We start from the raw sequence: 16,142 nt of genomic DNA on the forward strand, positions 1-16,142 counted from the left end.
CCTACAATCGGCCGCGTTTCCGTTCCTTCGAGAGCAGCCATGCTGACCACCCTGGCGGTGTCCAACTACCGCACCCTGCGCGACCTGGTGATGCCGCTGCGGCGCCTGAACCTGATCACCGGCGCCAACGGCGCCGGCAAGTCCAACGTCTACCGGGCCTTGCGCCTGCTGGCGGACAGCGCGCGCGGCGAAGTGATCCCGTCGCTGGCGCGCGAGGGCGGCCTGCCATCGACCCTGTGGGCGGGACCGGAGGACATCAGCCGGGCCATGCGCAGTGGCGCCCAGCCGATCGAAGGCAGCGTGCGCCGGCAGTCGGTGAACCTGCGCCTGGGCTTCGCCGGGGAGGATTTCGGTTATTGCATCGACCTCGGCCTGCCGGAGCCAAGCCAGAGCAAGTTCGGTCTCGACCCGGTGATCAAGCGCGAATGCATCTGGGCCGGCCCGTTCCTGCGCCCGGCCAATGTCCTCGTCGACCGTCGCGGGCCGTTGTTGCGCGCACGCGGCGGCGGCGGTCGCTGGGAAGTGGCGGCGCAGCACCTCGCCACCTTCGACAGCATGCTGGGCGCGGCGGTGGACCCGCGACAGGTGCCGGAACTGCTCGGCCTGCGCGAGCGGATCCGCTCCTGGCGCTTCTACGACCATTTCCGCAGCGACGCCGAGGCACCGGCGCGGCGGCCGCAGATCGGCACCCATACGCCGGTGCTGGGCGCCGACGGCGCCGACCTGGCCGCGGCCCTGCAGACCATCCGCGAGATCGGTGATGCGGCGGCGCTGGACGAGGCGGTGGACGATGCCTTTCCCGGCAGCCGCCTGCACATCGACAACCCGGGAGGGCGCTTCGAAGTGCTGATCGAGCAGCCCGGCCTGCTGCGGCCGCTGCGCACCGCGGAGCTGTCGGACGGCACCCTGCGCTACCTGCTGTGGATCGCCGCCCTGTTGTCGCCGCGGCCGCCGGCGCTGCTGGTGCTCAACGAACCGGAAACCAGCCTGCATCCCGACCTGCTGCCGGCCCTCGGGCGCCTGGTCGGCCAGGCCGCGCAGCACTCCCAGGTGCTGGTGGTGTCGCACGCCGCGCGGCTTGTCGCGACGCTCGAAGAGCACCCGGAATGCCATTCGCTGGGGCTGGAGAAGGACTTCGGCGAGACCCGCATCCAGGGGCTGCGCGAGCTGGACCGGCCGGCCTGGTACTGGCCGGTGCGCTGAACCGCTACAGGCGGCCGATCTGTTGCGGCGACAACGGTACCTGGCAGCGGGTGGCGGTGCGTGGGTCGAGGTAGTCCCTGAGGAGCGGTGCCATGCCCTTGAGTACCTGCACTGGCAGGGCCGAGGTGAACTTGAACTGGCTCGACTCGCTGCCGTCGACGTAGGCGGTGAGGGTACCGAAGTGCCGCGGGCCGATGTAGAAGACGAAAGTGGCGGTGCGGTTCAGTGCCTTCGAACTGCGCACGTGGCCGCCGGCGCTGAAGGTCTGCAGGCGGTTGTCGCCGGTGCCGGTCTTGCCGCCCATCACCAGTGGCGCGCCGTCCGGACGGCTGAAGGTGCCTTGCAGGCGCCGCGCGGTGCCGGCGTCGACCACCTGGGACAGCGCGTTGCGCAGGGTCGTGGAGACCTCCGAGGTCATCACCCGCTGGCCGAGGGTGGCTTCCGGGGCGAAGCGCGTCTCGTAGGGCGTACCCAGGGCGAAGTCGAGGTGCTCCAGGCGCAGGGTCGGCATGCGCACGCCATCGTTGACGATGATCCCCATCAGTTCGGCCAGCGCCGCCGGGCGGTCGCCGGAGCTGCCCAGGGCGGTGGCGTAGGAGGGCACCAGGTGATCGAAGGGATAGCCGAGTTTCTTCCATTGCTGGTGCAGGTCGAGGAAGGCCTCCACCTCCAGCAGGATGCGGATGCGCTTGTCGCGGGCGTTCTTGTGCCGCGACTTGAACAGCCAGCCGTAGACCTCCTTGCGCTCGGCGCCGCTGGCCGCCACCGCCTCGCCGAAGGTCGCCTGCGGCTGCTTCTGCAGATAGCCGAGCAGCCATAGCTCCAGCGGGTGCACGCGGGCGACGTAGCCCTGGTCGTTGAGGTTGAACTTGCCCGGGCCGTAGCGCTCGTACAGCTCGGCGGCGCGCTTGTCGGTCAGGCTGCCGCGGGGCAGGCGTTCGCGGAGGAAGGCGCTGAAGCTCGCCAGGTCGGCCTGTGGCTGCAGGTAGCGGTGGATCGCGGCCAGCCGCACCGGCCAGGGACGCAGGCCGTCGAGGAAGGTCTCCAGGCGCTGGTTGGCGTCCTTGTCGCGGTACTTGACCCAGAAGCGGCGCAGGTAGACCTGGCTTTCCTTGTCGACGAAACGGTCGAGGTAGTCGGCGCGGCGCGGGTCCTTGTCGTCGGCCAGCAACTGCACCTTGCTCCCGGCGTTCTGGTAGATATCGTGGCGGATCAGGTCGCGCAGCAGGCGCACGAAGGGCAGGTTGATCGATTCGCGCAGGGCTTCCAGCAGCATCGGCCGGCGGCCGTTGTCTTCCTTGCGGAAGTTGTTGAAGGTGTGCAGCCCGCCGCCGGTGAAGAAGCTCTCGTAGGGGCTGGCCGAATAGCGCCGTTCCATGGCCGCCTGGAGCATCGCGGAAAGATCGCGGTCGCGGCTGGCGACCAGGTAGTCGATGCCCCAGCGGAGGATGAAATCGAGCGGCTCCACTTCCACCTTGCGCAGCTCGGCGACGCTCATGCCGCCATAGTCGCGGTGGATCTGCGCGACGGTCTCCAGGTAGCTGGCCAGCACCCGTAGCTTGGCGGTGGAGCCCAACTCCAGCTTGCTGCCTTCGTTGATGTCGAAGGGCTGGTCGGTGTTGTCGGTCTGCACCCGCACCTGGTTGCCGCTCGGCGTACGTTCGAACAGGGTGAAGCTGTAGCGTACCGAGCGGGTCGAGGTCGGGGTCAGCAGGCGTTCGCCGATCAGCCCGAGCTGGGCGGCGTAGTCCGGGTCGGCGAGTTTCTGCAAGTAGGCGGTGACGCTTTCCTGCAACTCGTGCTGGAGGGTGGTATTGGCCCGCAGGTCGAGACGGTCGAGGTCGTACAGTGGCACGCCGAGCATCCCGGCCAGGCGGGTGCGAGCCAGGGTCACGCCCTTGTTGGTCGGCAGCGGTTGCACCGTCGGCTGGCTGCGTGGGTCGCGGAACGCCAGCTTCTGCGCCAGCGCCGCATCGCGTAACGGCGCCTCGATGACGCCGGCCTGGGTCAGGACCCGCAGGTGGCTGTCGGTCATCCGGTCCAGCTCGTCGCGGCCGCGCGGCGCCAGATAGAAGGAAGGCCGGCGGTGGGCGATCATCAGCGCCAGCACCTGGCGCAGGGCCAGGCCCTGGGCGGCGAGTCCGGCCTTGCCGTCGAGTGCCTCGCCGACCTGCCGGTAGTCGGCGCCGTACCAGACCCACAGGCCATCGGCCAGGCCGGTGACCTCGCCGTAGCCCGGCGCCGCCGACAGTGGCACCGAGTTGAGGTAGGTGAGCACGATGTCCTGGCGCGCAGCGAAGTTGGCCGGGCCTTCGCGATAGCTGCGTACGCTGGCCGAGAGCATCTGCCGCAGCTTGTCGCCGATGCTGCCGGTGCGCCCTTCGGCAGAGTGGCGGTATTTCTCGATCTGGGTCGCCAGGGTGCTGCCGCCGGAGGAGTGCGCGCTGAAGCCGAGCATCTTGCCGACCTGCGACAGCGCCGCCTGGGTGAAGCGACCCCAGTCCACCGCCGGGTTGAGGTAGGGGCGTTCGTGATCGAGCAGGTCGCGGTTCTCGATGAACAGCAGGCTCTGCACCACCAGCGGCGGCAGGCTGGCGAAGTTCGCGTAGCGCCGTTGCGGATAGCGGAAGTCGTAGATCGGCACGCCGCGGCAATCGGCGATGTCCAGCCCGGCCTGGGCCTTTTCCGCGTAGGGCGGGAACAGCCGGTGTTCGGCGTAGCGCATCAGTGCCGGGGAGAAGTGCGCCTGGCGGGTGATGGCGTAGTCGCGGTCGTACAGGCGCTGCATGAACGAAGGCAGCAACTGGTAGCCGAGGCGGCGGTCGAAGGGGCCGTCCGCCGGGAACAGGATGGCCTCGCTGGGACCCTGGCGCACCTCGTAGTCCAGGGTCGCGGCATAGCGTGCCAGCTCGCGTGCCTGCAGCCGCGAGGTGTGCGCTTCGTGAAGTACCACGATGCCCACCGCGGCGAGGATCGGCAAGGCGAAGCCGATCAGCATCAGGCGTTGGCGGAGACGGCTTTTTCGAGGAGAAGCGGAGGCAGGGAGACTGCAGGGTTGCAGCTCGGAAGGGTCGTTCGTGGATCGTTCTGATGCACCCATGCTCGCACCGCCTGTAGCTGCGCAATTCATCCGCACCTGGGGGGAAGTCTAGTTGTCCCGCTGCAACCCTGCTGTCATTCGTGCAAGGAAAATCTCCCCGGCGGCAATCGGACGACCGAGGATTGGAGCGGCGTGGCGCAGGGGTTAGAGTGTCTGTCTGAGTTCCTTGTGTTTCGGGTCCGGAATGTCGATGCGCACACTTTTCCCCCTTCTCGTCGGTGTCGTCCTGGCGGGTTTCTCCGGCCTCGCGGCGCAGGCCGCGCCGGCGCCCTTCTACAAATGGCAGAGCAAGCTCGACGGCCAGGTCGCCTGCATGCAGACCTCGCCGGGAGACGGCTGGGTCAGGCTCGACGGCCCCTACCGCGATCTCCGCTGCCGCGAACCCCTGCGCTGACCCCATGCAGCGCAGCCGGCTGCTCGAGCGCAGCTGGCGCCTGCAAGGCCAGCGCGAAACCGTCCACTCCCGGCTCGGCCGGCCGCTGTCCCTGCTGCCGCGCGCGCGGCCCAGGGAGTGAATCCATTCAGCGTTGGCGGTCCTTACGCCTTTGGTCCAGTTGCCCCATCGCGGGGCATGACGGCCTTGAAATCTTGTGTAAAACTCCGGCCCGACCTCAGTTGTAGTCGACTCCCGCAATGCCCACGTTCGCTCCACGAGAGCGGACAGCCTCTTCCGGTGTGCAGTCCTGGAACCTATGACGCCCCGTCGTCGCCCGCTGTGCGGTATCGCGCAGGGGCCGCGCCGTTGGCGAAATCCGCTTCCCTACCCCGACCGCACGAGCGAGTCCGCAACTGATCTATCTCAATAACAAAATGAGGTTGTTCCCATGTCGTCTGTCGGCGAACAGAAGGTTCAAGACGGCTCCCTGAAGCGCGAGCTCGGTGAGCGACACATCCGCCTGATGGCGCTCGGCGCCTGTATCGGCGTCGGCCTGTTCCTGGGCTCGGCGAAGGCCATCCAGATGGCCGGCCCGGCCATCATGATCTCCTACATCCTCGGCGGCCTGGCGATCCTGGTGATCATGCGCGCCCTCGGCGAGATGGCGGTACACAATCCGGTGGCCGGTTCCTTCAGCCAGTACGCCAAGGACTACCTGGGCCCGCTGGCGGGCTTCATCACCGGCTGGAACTACTGGTTCCTCTGGCTGGTGACCTGTGTCGCCGAAATCACCGCCGTCGCCGTCTACATGGGTATCTGGTTCCCCGACGTGCCGCGCTGGATCTGGGCCCTGGCGGCCCTGGCGAGCATGGGCACGATCAACCTCATCGCGGTGCGTGCCTTCGGCGAGTTCGAGTTCTGGTTCGCCCTGATCAAGATCGTCACCATCCTGGCGATGGTGGTGGTCGGCATCGGCATGATCGCCTTCGGCTTCGGCAACGACGGCATCGCCACCGGCATCTCCAACCTCTGGGCCCACGGCGGCTTCATGCCCAATGGCATCCAGGGCGTGCTGATGTCGCTGCAGATGGTGATGTTCGCCTACCTCGGGGTGGAAATGATCGGCCTCACCGCCGGCGAAGCGCGTAACCCGACCAAGACCATTCCCAGCGCGATCAACTCGGTGTTCTGGCGCATCCTGCTGTTCTATGTCGGCTCGCTGTTCGTGATCATGTCGCTCTATCCGTGGAACGAGATCGGCACCCAGGGCAGCCCCTTCGTGATGACCTTCGAGCGCATGGGCATCAAGACCGCCGCCGGGATCATCAACTTCGTGGTGATCACCGCCGCACTGTCGTCCTGCAATGGCGGCATCTTCAGTACCGGGCGCATGCTCTACAGCCTGGCCCAGCATCGCCAGGCCCCGGCCTTCTTCGGCAAGGCCTCGCGCAGCGGCGTACCGCGCCGGGCGCTAATCCTGTCGATCCTGGCGCTGCTGCTGGGCGTGTTGCTGAACTACCTGGTGCCGGAGAAGGTATTCGTCTGGGTGACTTCCATCGCCACCTTCGGCGCGATCTGGACCTGGGCGATGATCCTGCTGGCCCAGTTGCGCTTCCGCAAGACGCTCAGCCCGGCCGAGTGCGACAAGCTGCAATACCGCATGTGGCTGTACCCGGTCAGTTCCTACCTGGCGCTGGCGTTCCTGGTGATGGTGGTGGTGCTGATGGCCTTCTTCGAGGACACCCGCATCGCCCTCTACATCGGCCCGCCGTTCATCCTGCTGCTGACCGTCCTGTACTACGCCTTCAACCTGGCGCCGAAGGAGCCTGCCGGCACCGGCTCGGTAAGCCGCGCGGCGTCCTGAGCGGTGTAGCGCCGGAAAAGAAAAGGGGCCTCGGACGAGGCCCTTTTTTCGTTGCGCCGATATCCGGTCCGGTGCATCCGGCGGATAATGCCGTTGGCGTTATTCGCCCTACCCAGGCTGGGGCATCAGCCCGCCAGCATGCTCAGCATCACCGCCGCCAGCAGGCCGACGTACACCCGTGCATGCAGCGCATCGGGAATCCGCCCGATCAGCGGGGTCGCCAGGCGGATGCCGAGCCAGCCGCCGCCGGCCAGGGTGGCGAAGGCCAGCAGGTCGATGTAGCCGACGAAGCCTCGGCCCAGGCCTTGCTCCTGGTAGCCGGCCAGGACCAGGTAGGTAAGGGTGCCGCCAAGAGCCACCGGCAGGCTCAGCGGGTTGGCCATGGAGGTCGCCTGGGTCATGCTCAGCCCGCAGCGGCGCAGCAGTGGTACGGTCATCACGCTGCCTCCGACGCCGAGGAAGGTGGCGATCGCACCGATCAGCGTTCCGCCCAGGCGCGTCTCGCCGACGCCCAGCGGCCGCGCCTGGCGCTCCTCGGCGCGGCTGAGGAAGCCGCGACGCAACAGGCAGTCGAGGATGGTGATGGCGAGGTAGGCGACGAAGGCCAGGCGAATGAAGTCGCCGCTGGCCAGGCCGACCAGCGCCGCGCCAAGCACCGCGCCGATACCGATGTACGCGCCCAGCGGCCAGACATAGGCGCGCAGCAGGCTGCCGGCGCGCCGGTGGCGATAGGTGGCGAGGGCGGCGTTGACGATCATCACGCAGGTCGAGGTGGCCACCGCGACCTGCATGGCCGCCTGGGCCAGCGGGTCGTCGGCGGCGCGACCGAGTTGCAGCAGGTGATAGAGCAGCGGCACCACCACGAAGCCGCCGCCAAAGCCGAACAACACGGCGCTGACCCCGGTGAGGCAGCCGCAGAGAAAGAGCAGGAGATAGAACATGGCGGGTTTCCGGAGCGAGAGCGGAAGGCCAGCTTAGGCGTCCCGGGACTGGCCCGCTTCGCGAGGTTGGCCAATACTATTCGTGTTTCGGCCAGGTGCTTCGACCATGCGCAACGCTTCCATCGAGCAGTACGACGCCACGCCCCGGGCCGTGGTGGCCATGGGTACCGACTATCCCGACGGCTACCTGCTGCCGCGCCATCGGCATCGTCGCGCGCAATTGCTGTACGGTGCCAGCGGGGTGATGCAGGTGCGTACCGGCGACGCCGGTTGGGTGGTGCCGCCACAGCGCGCAGTGTGGATTCCGCCGGGCGTCGAGCACGAGGTGCGAATGCTCGGGGTGAGCACCCGCAGCCTGTACATCGAGCCCGGCAGCGCCATGGCGATGCCGGCGCACTGCCAGGTGCTGGCGGTGTCGCCGCTGCTGCGGCAACTGTTGCTGGCGGCGGTGGACATGCCCCTGGAATACGACACCGAAGGTCGCGACGGCGCGTTGGCGACGCTGTTGCTCCATGAGCTGGCGGCGGCCGAGACGCTGCCGCTGCACGTGCCCTTGCCGCCCGAGCCGCGCTGGCTGGCGCTCTGCGAGGCGTTCCTCGTCGAGCCCGACATCCGCGCCAGCGCCGAACGCTGGGCCGGGTTGCTGCATACCAGCCTGCGCAGTTTCAACCGCACCTTCCGTCGCTACACCGGCCTCAGCTTCGGTGCCTGGAAGCAACGCGCCTGCGTGGTGCAGGCACTGGCGCGGCTGGCCGGCGGCGAAACGGTCACCGCCATCGCCCTGGACTGCGGCTACCAGAGCCCGGCAGCCTTCTCGACCATGTTCCGCCGGGTCCTCGGCCAGCCGCCCAGCGCCTTCCAGGCGGGCGCGCTCAGATCGCCAGGAGGTCCATGAAGCGGTTCACCGGCGTGGCTTCCAGCGATGCCTGGTGGCTGCACAGGTCGAAGATCCTCTGGCAGCGCTGCGGCGGGAAGCGCGTGGCCAGGTTGGCCTTGAACTTCTCCTGCAGCAGCGGAATGCCTTCGGCGCGCCGGCGGCGATGGCCGAGCGGGTACTCCACGGCGACCTGGCCGGTGCTGCTGCCGTCGTCGAAGAACACTTCCACGGCGTTGGCGATGGAGCGCTTGTCCGCCTCCAGGTATTCACGGCTGTAGCGCGGCTCCTCGACGATCTCCATTTTCTCGCGCAAGCGGTCGATCAGCGGGTGGGCGGCGTGGAAGGCGTCCTCGTAGTGCTCGGCCACCAGGTCGCCGAAGATCAGCGGCACGGCGGTCATGTACTGCAGGCAATGGTCGCGGTCTGCGGGGTTGGCCAGCGGGCCGACCTTGGAAATGATGCGGATCGCCGACTCGTGGGTGGTGATGACGATGCGGCTGATCCGTTGCAGGCGGTCCTTCACCAGCGGATGCAGGCGCACGGCGGCCTCGGCGGCGGTCTGCGCGTGGAATTCGGCGGGGAAGCTGATCTTGAACAGCACGTTTTCCATCACGTAGCTGCCGTAGCCCTGGGGGAAGCTGAAGCGCCGCTTGTCCTCGGGCTTGGTCGCCAGGTCCTTGCTGGTGTGGCTGAACAGGACATCGTAGAAACCCCACTGCGGCGCGCTGAGCACGCCGGGAATGCCCATCTCGCCGCGCAAGGCGATGTCCGCCAGGCGCACGCCGCGGCTCGTCGCGTCGCCAGCGGCCCAGGACTTGCGCGAGCCGGCGTTCGGTGCGTGACGGTAGGTGCGCAGGGCCTGGCCGTCGACGAAGGCGTGGGAGAGGGCGGCCAGCAGTTGCTCGCGGTCGGCCCCCATCAGCTTGGCGCAGACGGCGGTGGACGCGACCTTGACCAGCAGCACATGGTCGAGGCCGACGCGATTGAACGAGTTCTCCAGGGCGATCACGCCCTGGATCTCGTGGGCCATGATCATCGCTTCCAGTACCTGGCGCATGCTCAGCGGCGCTTCGCCGTTGGCCAGGCGTTTCTGCGAGAGGTGGTCGGCGACGGCGAGGATGCCGCCGAGGTTGTCCGAGGGATGGCCCCACTCGGCGGCCAGCCAGGTGTCGTTGTAGTCCAGCCAGCGGACGATGCAGCCGATGTCCCAGGCGGCCTTGACCGGGTCGAGCCGGAAGGAGGTGCCCGGCACCCGCGCGCCGTGCGGGACCAGGGTGCCCTCGACCAGCGGGCCGAGGTGCTTGGTGCATTCCGGGAAGCGCAGCGCCAGCAGGCCGCAGCCGAGGGTATCCATCAGGCAGTTGCGGGCGGTGTCCAGGGCCTCCGTGGAATCGATGCGGTAGTCCAGCACGTAGTCGGCGATGTCCTGCAGGACGGCGTCGTAGTCGGGACGTTGGTTGAGATCGACGTTGGCACTCATCGCGTACTCCAGTGGTTCGTAAGTGGTGGGTTTCCTCTCGGGTCAGGCTGGTTCGGGGATGGTTTTTCTTGTCGTGGCTGCAAGACGCCCCGGCCTTTCGCGGTGGCGGAAGGCCGGGGCAAGGATAGGTCGGTTCAGAAGGCGTCGCCGGGTACGCGCACCCAGCCTTCCATGAGGATTCGCGCGCTGCGGCTCATGATCGCCTTGGTCACCGTCCATTCGCCGTTCGCCTGGCTGGCCTCGGCGCCCACTCGCAGGGTGCCGGAGGGATGGCCGAAGCGTACCGCGCTGCGTTCGCCGCCGCCGGCGGCGAGGTTCACCAGGGTGCCGGGAATGGCTGCGGCGGTGCCGATGGCCACCGCCGCGGTACCCATCATCGCGTGGTGCAGCTTGCCCATGGACAGCGCGCGGACCAGCAGGTCGATATCGCCGGCCGCCACCAGCTTGCCGCTGGCGGTGCGGTAGTCGCGGGGCGGGGCGACGAAGGCGATCTTCGGCGTATGCTGGCGGGTCGCGGCTTCCTCGGGGGTCTTGATCAGGCCCATGCGCAGGGCGCCGGCGACGCGGATCCGTTCGAAGCGCGCCAGTTGCTGCGGGTCTCCGTTGATCTCTTCGCGCAGCTCGGTGCCGCGGTAGCCGATCTCCTCGGCATTGACGAACACCGTGGGAATCCCGGCGTTGATCATGGTCGCCTTGAAGGTACCGACCCCCGGCACCTCCAGATCGTCCACCAGGTTGCCGGTGGGGAACATGGCGCCGCCGTCCTCGCCGTCGTCGGACGGGTCGAGGAACTCCAGCACGATCTCGGCCGCCGGGAAGGTCACTCCGTCCAGCTCGAAGTCGCCGGTTTCCTGGACTTGGCCGCCGCTCACCGGCACGTGGGCGATGATGGTCTTGCCGATATTGGCCTGCCAGATGCGCACCTCGCAGATGCCGTCTTCCGGTATCCGCGCCGGATCCACCAGCCCGGCGTGCAGGGCGAAGGCGCCGGCCCCGGTGGAGAGGTTGCCGCAGTTGCCGCTCCAGTCGACGAAGGGCTTGTCGATGGAGACCTGGCCGTAGAGGTAGTCGACGTCATGGCCCGGCTGGCTGCTCTTCGAGAGGATCACGCACTTGCTGGTGCTGGAGGTGGCGCCGCCCATCCCGTCGATGTGCGCGGCATAGGGGTCGGGACTGCCGATCACCCGCATGAACAGCCGGTCGCGCGCCTCGCCGGGGACCCGGCAGGATTCCGGCAGGTCTTCCAGGCGGAAGAACACGCCCTTGCTGGTGCCGCCGCGCAGGTAGGTGGCGGGGATGCGGATCTGGGGTGGGTGGGCCATGCGTCGTCGTCCTCGGCAATCGAATTCAGGGGCAGCGGCTGCGTTCGACAGCCGCTGCCGGTCGTCGGCGGATGACGCTACGCGTCGTCCGTCCTACCAGGGTGTTTCGCCGGCGCCACCAGGCGCCGGCCGCCTCCAGGAAGTCCTGGGCGAAGCGTTGCAGTACGCCGCCGGCTTCGTAGATGGAGACTTCCTCGTCGCTGTCCAGGCGGCAGGTCACCGGCACTTCGAGCCGCTCCCCGTCGCGCCGGTGGATGACCAGGGTCAGGTCGGCGCGCGGCCGGCGAGCGCCGAGCACGTCGAAGGTCTCGCTGCCGTCGATCCCCAGGGTCAGGCGGGTGGTACCCGGCTTGAACTCCAGCGGCAGCACGCCCATGCCGATCAGGTTGGTGCGGTGGATGCGCTCGAAGCCCTCGGCGACGATCGCCTCCACCCCGGCCAGGCGCACGCCCTTGGCTGCCCAGTCGCGCGAAGAACCCTGCCCGTAGTCGGCGCCGGCGACGATGATCAGCGGCTGCTTGCGCTCCATGTAGGTCTCGATGGCTTCCCACATGCGCATCACCTTGCCTTCCGGCTCGACCCGCGCCAGCGAACCCTGCTTCACGCTGCCGTCGGCGTTGCGCACCATCTCGTTGAACAGCTTCGGGTTGGCGAAGGTCGCGCGTTGTGCGGTGAGGTGGTCGCCGCGGTGGGTGGCGTAGGAGTTGAAGTCCTCCTCGGGCAGGCCCATTTTCGCCAGGTATTCGCCCGCCGCGCTGTCGGCGAGGATCGCGTTGGACGGCGACAGGTGGTCGGTGGTGATGTTGTCCGGCAGCACCGCCAGCGGGCGCATGCCGCGCAGGGTGCGTTCGCCGGCGAGGGCGCCTTCCCAGTACGGCGGGCGGCGGATGTAAGTGCTCGTCGGGCGCCAGGCGTAGAGCGGGTCGACCTTCTCGCGCTCGCCGTGGGTGATGTCGAACATCGGGATGTAGACCTGGCGGAACTGCTCGGGCTTCACCGCCGCCCTGACCACCGCGTCGATCTCCTCGTCGCTCGGCCAGAGGTCCTTCAGGCGGATCTCCTTGCCGTCCACCACGCCGAGCACGTCGCGCTCGATGTCGAAGCGGATGGTCCCGGCGATGGCGTAGGCCACCACCAGCGGCGGCGAGGCGAGGAAGGCCTGCTTGGCGTAGGGGTGGATGCGCCCGTCGAAGTTGCGGTTGCCGGAGAGCACCGCGGTGGCGTACAGGTCGCGCTCGACGATCTCCTGCTGGATCGCCGGGTCGAGGGCGCCGGACATGCCGTTGCAAGACGTGCAGGCGTAGGCCACCACGCCGAAGCCGAGGGCTTCCAGGTGCGGCAGCAGGCCGGCTTCGCGCAGGTATTCGGTGACCACCTTGGAGCCGGGTGCCAGCGAGGTCTTCACCCATGGCTTGCGGACCAGGCCGAGGCGGTCGGCGTTGCGCGCCAGCAGGCCGGCGGCGATCACGTTGCGCGGGTTGCTGGTGTTGGTGCAACTGGTGATCGCGGCGATGATCACCGCGCCGTCCGGCATCAGGCCCTCGGCTTCCTCGGCGCGGGCCCGCTCGAGGTTGCCGGCGATGCCTTTCGCCGCCAGTTCGCTGGTGGCGACCCTGGCGTGCGGATTGGACGGGCCGGCCATGTTGCGCACCACGCTGGACAGGTCGAACTTCAGTACCCGCTCGTACTCGGCGTCGACCAGGCTGTCGGCCCAGAGTCCGGCGGTGCGCGCATAGGCCTCCACCAGGGCGACCTGCTCGTCGTCGCGGCCGGTGAGGCGCAGGTAGTCGATGGTCTGCTGGTCGATGGCGAACATCGCCGCAGTGGCGCCGTATTCCGGAGCCATGTTGGAGATGGTCGCGCGGTCGCCGAGGGTCAGGCTGGAGGCGCCTTCGCCGTAGAACTCCAGGTAGGCGCCGACCACCTTCTGCTTGCGCAGGAACTCGGTCAGGGCCAGCACCACGTCGGTGGCGGTGATGCCCGGCTGGCGACGGCCGCTCAGCTCGACGCCGACGATGTCCGGCAGGCGCATCCAGGAGGCGCGGCCGAGCATCACGTTTTCCGCTTCCAGGCCGCCGACGCCGATGGCGATCACGCCCAGGGCGTCGACGTGCGGGGTATGGCTGTCGGTGCCCACGCAGGTATCGGGGAAGGCCACGCCGTCGCGCGCCTGGATCACCGGCGACATTTTCTCCAGGTTGATCTGGTGCATGATGCCGTTGCCCGGCGGGATCACGTCGACGTTGCGGAAGGCCTGCTTGGTCCAGTCGATGAAGTGGAAGCGGTCCTCGTTGCGGCGGTCCTCGATGGCGCGGTTCTTGGCGAAGGCCTCGGGGTCGTAGCCGCCGCATTCCACCGCCAGCGAGTGGTCGACGATCAGTTGCACCGGCACCACCGGGTTGACCTGGGCCGGGTCGCCGCCCTTGTCGGCGATGGCGTCGCGCAGGCCGGCGAGGTCGACCAGCGCGGTCTGCCCGAGGATGTCATGGCAGACCACCCGCGCCGGGTACCAGGGGAAGTCGAGGTCGCGCTTGCGCTCGACCAGTTGGCGCAGCGAAGCCTCCAGGGTCGCCGGGTCGCAGCGGCGCACCAGGTTCTCGGCGAGCACGCGGGAGGTATAGGGCAGCTTGGCGTAGGCGCCGGGCTGGATCGCCTCGACCGCCTCGCGGGCGTCGAAGTAGTCCAGGCGGGTGCCGGGGAGCGGTTTGCGGTGTGCGCTGTTCATGGCTCGGACTCAATCACGGGGTGTTCGGAAGCGTGTCGCTCGCGCCGTGGCGCAGCCCACGCCGGCCTTTCGAATTCTGGGTGCGGCAACCGTCCGGCGCGCTCGCGTTCGGCGCGCCGGACGGCGTGGATCAGCGTTGCTCCAGCGGCACGAACGCGCGCTGCTCGACGCCGGTGTACTCGGCGCTCGGGCGGATGATGCGGTTGTTGGCGCGCTGTTCGAAGACGTGGGCGGTCCAGCCGCTGGTCCGCGAGCAGACGAAGATCGGCGTGAACAGCTTGGTCGGGATGCCCATGAAGTGATACGCCGAGGCGTGGTAGAAGTCGGCGTTGGGGAACAGCTTCTTCTGCTCCCACATGGTCTTGTCGATGGCCTCGGAAACCGCGAACAGGACCTTGTCGCCGACCTCGTCGGCGAGCTGCTTCGACCAACCCTTGATCACTTCGTTGCGTGGGTCGGAATCCTTGTAGATGGCATGCCCGAAGCCCATGATCTTGTCCTTGCGCTCGAGCATCTTCAGCAGCTCGGCGGTGGCTTCCTGCGGCGAAGAGAAGCGTTCGATCAGTTCCATCGCCGCCTCGTTGGCGCCGCCGTGCAGCGGGCCGCGCAGCGAGCCGATGGCGCCGGTGACGCAGGAGTACAGGTCGGACAGGGTCGAGGCGCAAACCCGCGCGGTGAAGGTGGATGCGTTGAACTCATGCTCGGCGTAGAGGATCAGCGAGACGTTCATCACCTTCACGTGCAGCTCGCTGGGCTTCTTGCCGTGGAGCAGGGCGAGGAAGTGCCCGCCGATGGTCGGCTCGTCGCTGTTGCAGTCGATGCGCTGGCCTTCGTGGGTGAAGCGGTACCAGTAGGTCATGATCGCCGGGAAGGCGGCGAGCAGGCGGTCGGCGACGTCGCGCTGCTGGTCGAAGCTCAGCTCCGGTTCCAGGGTGCCGAGGACCGAGGCGCCAGTGCGCATCACGTCCATCGGGTGGGCGTCCTTGGGAATCCGTTCGAGAACTTCCTTCAGCGCCTGCGGCAGGTCGCGCTGGCCCTGGAGCTTCTTCAGGTAGGCGTCGAGCTGTTGCTTGTTCGGCAGTTCGCCGTAGAGCAGCAGGTAGGCGACTTCCTCGAAGATCGCCGCCGCCGCCAGGTCGCGGACGTCGTAGCCACGGTAGGTCAGGCCGGCGCCTGCCTGGCCGACGGTGGACAGGGCTGTCTGACCGGCCACCTGGCCACGCAGGCCGGCGCCACTCAGTACTTTTGCTTCAGCCATTGCTCTCTCCTTTCTTGAACTTTTTCTGGATGCTGCAACTCGGTTTCACGGGGTTCGCGGACCGGCGCTCAGGCGCACGCCGGGCTCGATGTTCAGGCGTTCTTCTTCTGCGCGAAGAGCGCGTCGAGCTTCTGCTCGAAGCTGTGGTAATCGATGCGATCGTACAGCTCCATGCGGGTCTGCATGGTATCGATCACATTCTTCTGGGTGCCGTCGCGACGGATCGCGGTGTAGACGTTCTCCGCCGCCTTGTTCATGGCGCGGAAGGCCGACAGCGGGTAGAGCACCAGGGACACGTCGGCGGAGGCCAGTTCGTCGGTGGTGAACAGCGGGGTGGCGCCGAACTCGGTGATGTTGGCCAGCACCGGCACCTTCACCGCGGCGGCGAACTCCTTGTACATGGCCAGTTCGGTCATGGCTTCCGGGAAGATCATGTCGGCGCCGGCCTCGACGCAGGCGCAGGCGCGGTCGATGGCGGCCTGCAGGCCTTCCACGGCCAGCGCGTCGGTGCGCGCCATGATCACGAAGGAGTCGTCGTTGCGGGCATCGACGGCGGCCTTGATGCGGTCGACCATCTCCTGCTGCGAGACGATCTCCTTGTTCGGCCTATGGCCGCAGCGCTTGGCGCCGACCTGGTCCTCGATATGCATCGCGGCGGCGCCGAACTTGATCATCGACTTCACCGTGCGGGCGACGTTGAACGCCGAGGAGCCGAAGCCGGTGTCGACGTCCACCAGCAGCGGCAGGTCGCAGACGTCGGTGATCCGGCGCACGTCGGTGAGCACGTCGTCGAGGCCGCTGATGCCCAGGTCCGGCAGGCCCAGGGAACCGGCGGCGACGCCGCCGCCGGACAGGTAGATGGCCTTGAAGCCGGCGCGCTTGGCCAGCAGGGCGTGGTTGGCGTTGATGGTGCCGACCACCTGCAGCGGGTGCTCGGTGGCCACGGCTTCGCGGAAGCGCTGGCCGGGGGTAAGGGACGTCTGGCTCATCACGGAC

At 68.1% G+C, this 16,142-nt stretch carries 10 protein-coding genes and 1 pseudogene; 4 read left to right on the forward strand and 7 right to left on the reverse strand.

The genetic code is table 11. The features are described 5' to 3' along the window. Positions 1-39: 39 nt before the first annotated feature. Complete coding sequence (locus tag ACTJJX_RS18950) at positions 40-1,203, forward strand: AAA family ATPase (RefSeq protein WP_003109755.1); 1,164 nt, start codon at positions 40-42, stop codon at positions 1,201-1,203. 4 nt (positions 1,204-1,207) lie between these two features. On the opposite strand, the gene ACTJJX_RS18955 is transcribed toward ACTJJX_RS18950, so the two are convergent. Beyond that, positions 1,208-4,333, reverse strand: coding sequence for a transglycosylase domain-containing protein (locus tag ACTJJX_RS18955; protein WP_016851959.1), 3,126 nt, complete (start codon positions 4,331-4,333; stop codon positions 1,208-1,210). 154 nt (positions 4,334-4,487) lie between these two features. Between ACTJJX_RS18955 and ACTJJX_RS18960 the strand changes: the two genes are divergently transcribed. Together ACTJJX_RS18960 and ACTJJX_RS18965 are read left to right on the forward strand one after the other, a co-directional pair. Continuing rightward, positions 4,488-4,697, forward strand: a complete 210-nt coding sequence (locus ACTJJX_RS18960; RefSeq protein WP_009875978.1) for a hypothetical protein — start codon at positions 4,488-4,490, stop codon at positions 4,695-4,697. A 430-nt stretch (positions 4,698-5,127) separates the two neighbouring features. Then, positions 5,128-6,543, forward strand: coding sequence for an amino acid permease (locus ACTJJX_RS18965; protein WP_003103066.1), 1,416 nt, complete (start codon positions 5,128-5,130; stop codon positions 6,541-6,543). Between the two features lie 125 nt (positions 6,544-6,668). Here ACTJJX_RS18965 and ACTJJX_RS18970 read toward each other — a convergent pair whose 3' ends face one another. Then, entirely contained in the window at positions 6,669-7,484 is an 816-nt protein-coding gene (locus tag ACTJJX_RS18970; RefSeq protein ID WP_003159593.1) for a sulfite exporter TauE/SafE family protein, read from the reverse strand. A gap of 106 nt (positions 7,485-7,590) precedes the next feature. Between ACTJJX_RS18970 and ACTJJX_RS18975 the strand changes: the two genes are divergently transcribed. After that, positions 7,591-8,379 (forward strand): AraC family transcriptional regulator, encoded by a 789-nt coding sequence (locus tag ACTJJX_RS18975; protein ID WP_003103062.1) that lies wholly within the window; start codon positions 7,591-7,593, stop codon positions 8,377-8,379. Here ACTJJX_RS18975 and prpD read toward each other — a convergent pair. From prpD to prpB, 5 genes and pseudogenes are all read right to left on the reverse strand, one after another. After that, positions 8,357-9,841: a 2-methylcitrate dehydratase gene (gene prpD / locus ACTJJX_RS18980; protein ID WP_003103059.1), complete on the reverse strand. Its 1,485-nt coding sequence runs from the start codon at positions 9,839-9,841 to the stop codon at positions 8,357-8,359. The genes ACTJJX_RS18975 and prpD overlap by 23 nt on opposite strands. 134 nt (positions 9,842-9,975) lie before the next feature. After that, a complete protein-coding gene (gene prpF / locus ACTJJX_RS18985) occupies positions 9,976-11,163 on the reverse strand; it encodes a 2-methylaconitate cis-trans isomerase PrpF (protein WP_003103056.1) in 1,188 nt (395 codons plus the stop codon). A gap of 121 nt (positions 11,164-11,284) precedes the next feature. Next, a pseudogene (acnD, locus tag ACTJJX_RS18990) lies at positions 11,285-13,888 on the reverse strand (Fe/S-dependent 2-methylisocitrate dehydratase AcnD); the annotation flags it as partial. Between the two features lie 130 nt (positions 13,889-14,018). Then, a complete protein-coding gene (gene prpC, locus ACTJJX_RS18995) occupies positions 14,019-15,146 on the reverse strand; it encodes a bifunctional 2-methylcitrate synthase/citrate synthase (protein WP_016253810.1) in 1,128 nt (375 codons plus the stop codon). Positions 15,147-15,238: 92 nt separating this feature from the next. Then, positions 15,239-16,135 (reverse strand): methylisocitrate lyase, encoded by an 897-nt coding sequence (prpB, locus tag ACTJJX_RS19000; RefSeq protein WP_003085630.1) that lies wholly within the window; start codon positions 16,133-16,135, stop codon positions 15,239-15,241. Positions 16,136-16,142 lie beyond the last annotated feature (7 nt).

It is taken from the genome of Pseudomonas sp. 22490 (genome assembly GCF_052044465.1).
Lineage (GTDB): Bacteria > Pseudomonadota > Gammaproteobacteria > Pseudomonadales > Pseudomonadaceae > Pseudomonas > Pseudomonas aeruginosa.

Coding starts and splice junctions, on each gene's coding strand:
- prpB (WP_003085630.1), bottom strand. CDS start 16,135: ATGAGCCAGACGTCCCTTACCCCCGGCCAGCGCTTCCGCGAAGCCGTG.
- ACTJJX_RS18970 (WP_003159593.1), bottom strand. CDS start 7,484: ATGTTCTATCTCCTGCTCTTTCTCTGCGGCTGCCTCACCGGGGTCAGC.
- prpC (WP_016253810.1), bottom strand. CDS start 15,146: ATGGCTGAAGCAAAAGTACTGAGTGGCGCCGGCCTGCGTGGCCAGGTG.
- prpF (WP_003103056.1), bottom strand. CDS start 11,163: ATGGCCCACCCACCCCAGATCCGCATCCCCGCCACCTACCTGCGCGGC.
- ACTJJX_RS18965 (WP_003103066.1), top strand. CDS start 5,128: ATGTCGTCTGTCGGCGAACAGAAGGTTCAAGACGGCTCCCTGAAGCGC.
- ACTJJX_RS18955 (WP_016851959.1), bottom strand. CDS start 4,333: ATGAATTGCGCAGCTACAGGCGGTGCGAGCATGGGTGCATCAGAACGA.
- prpD (WP_003103059.1), bottom strand. CDS start 9,841: ATGAGTGCCAACGTCGATCTCAACCAACGTCCCGACTACGACGCCGTC.
- ACTJJX_RS18960 (WP_009875978.1), top strand. CDS start 4,488: ATGTCGATGCGCACACTTTTCCCCCTTCTCGTCGGTGTCGTCCTGGCG.
- ACTJJX_RS18975 (WP_003103062.1), top strand. CDS start 7,591: ATGCGCAACGCTTCCATCGAGCAGTACGACGCCACGCCCCGGGCCGTG.
- ACTJJX_RS18950 (WP_003109755.1), top strand. CDS start 40: ATGCTGACCACCCTGGCGGTGTCCAACTACCGCACCCTGCGCGACCTG.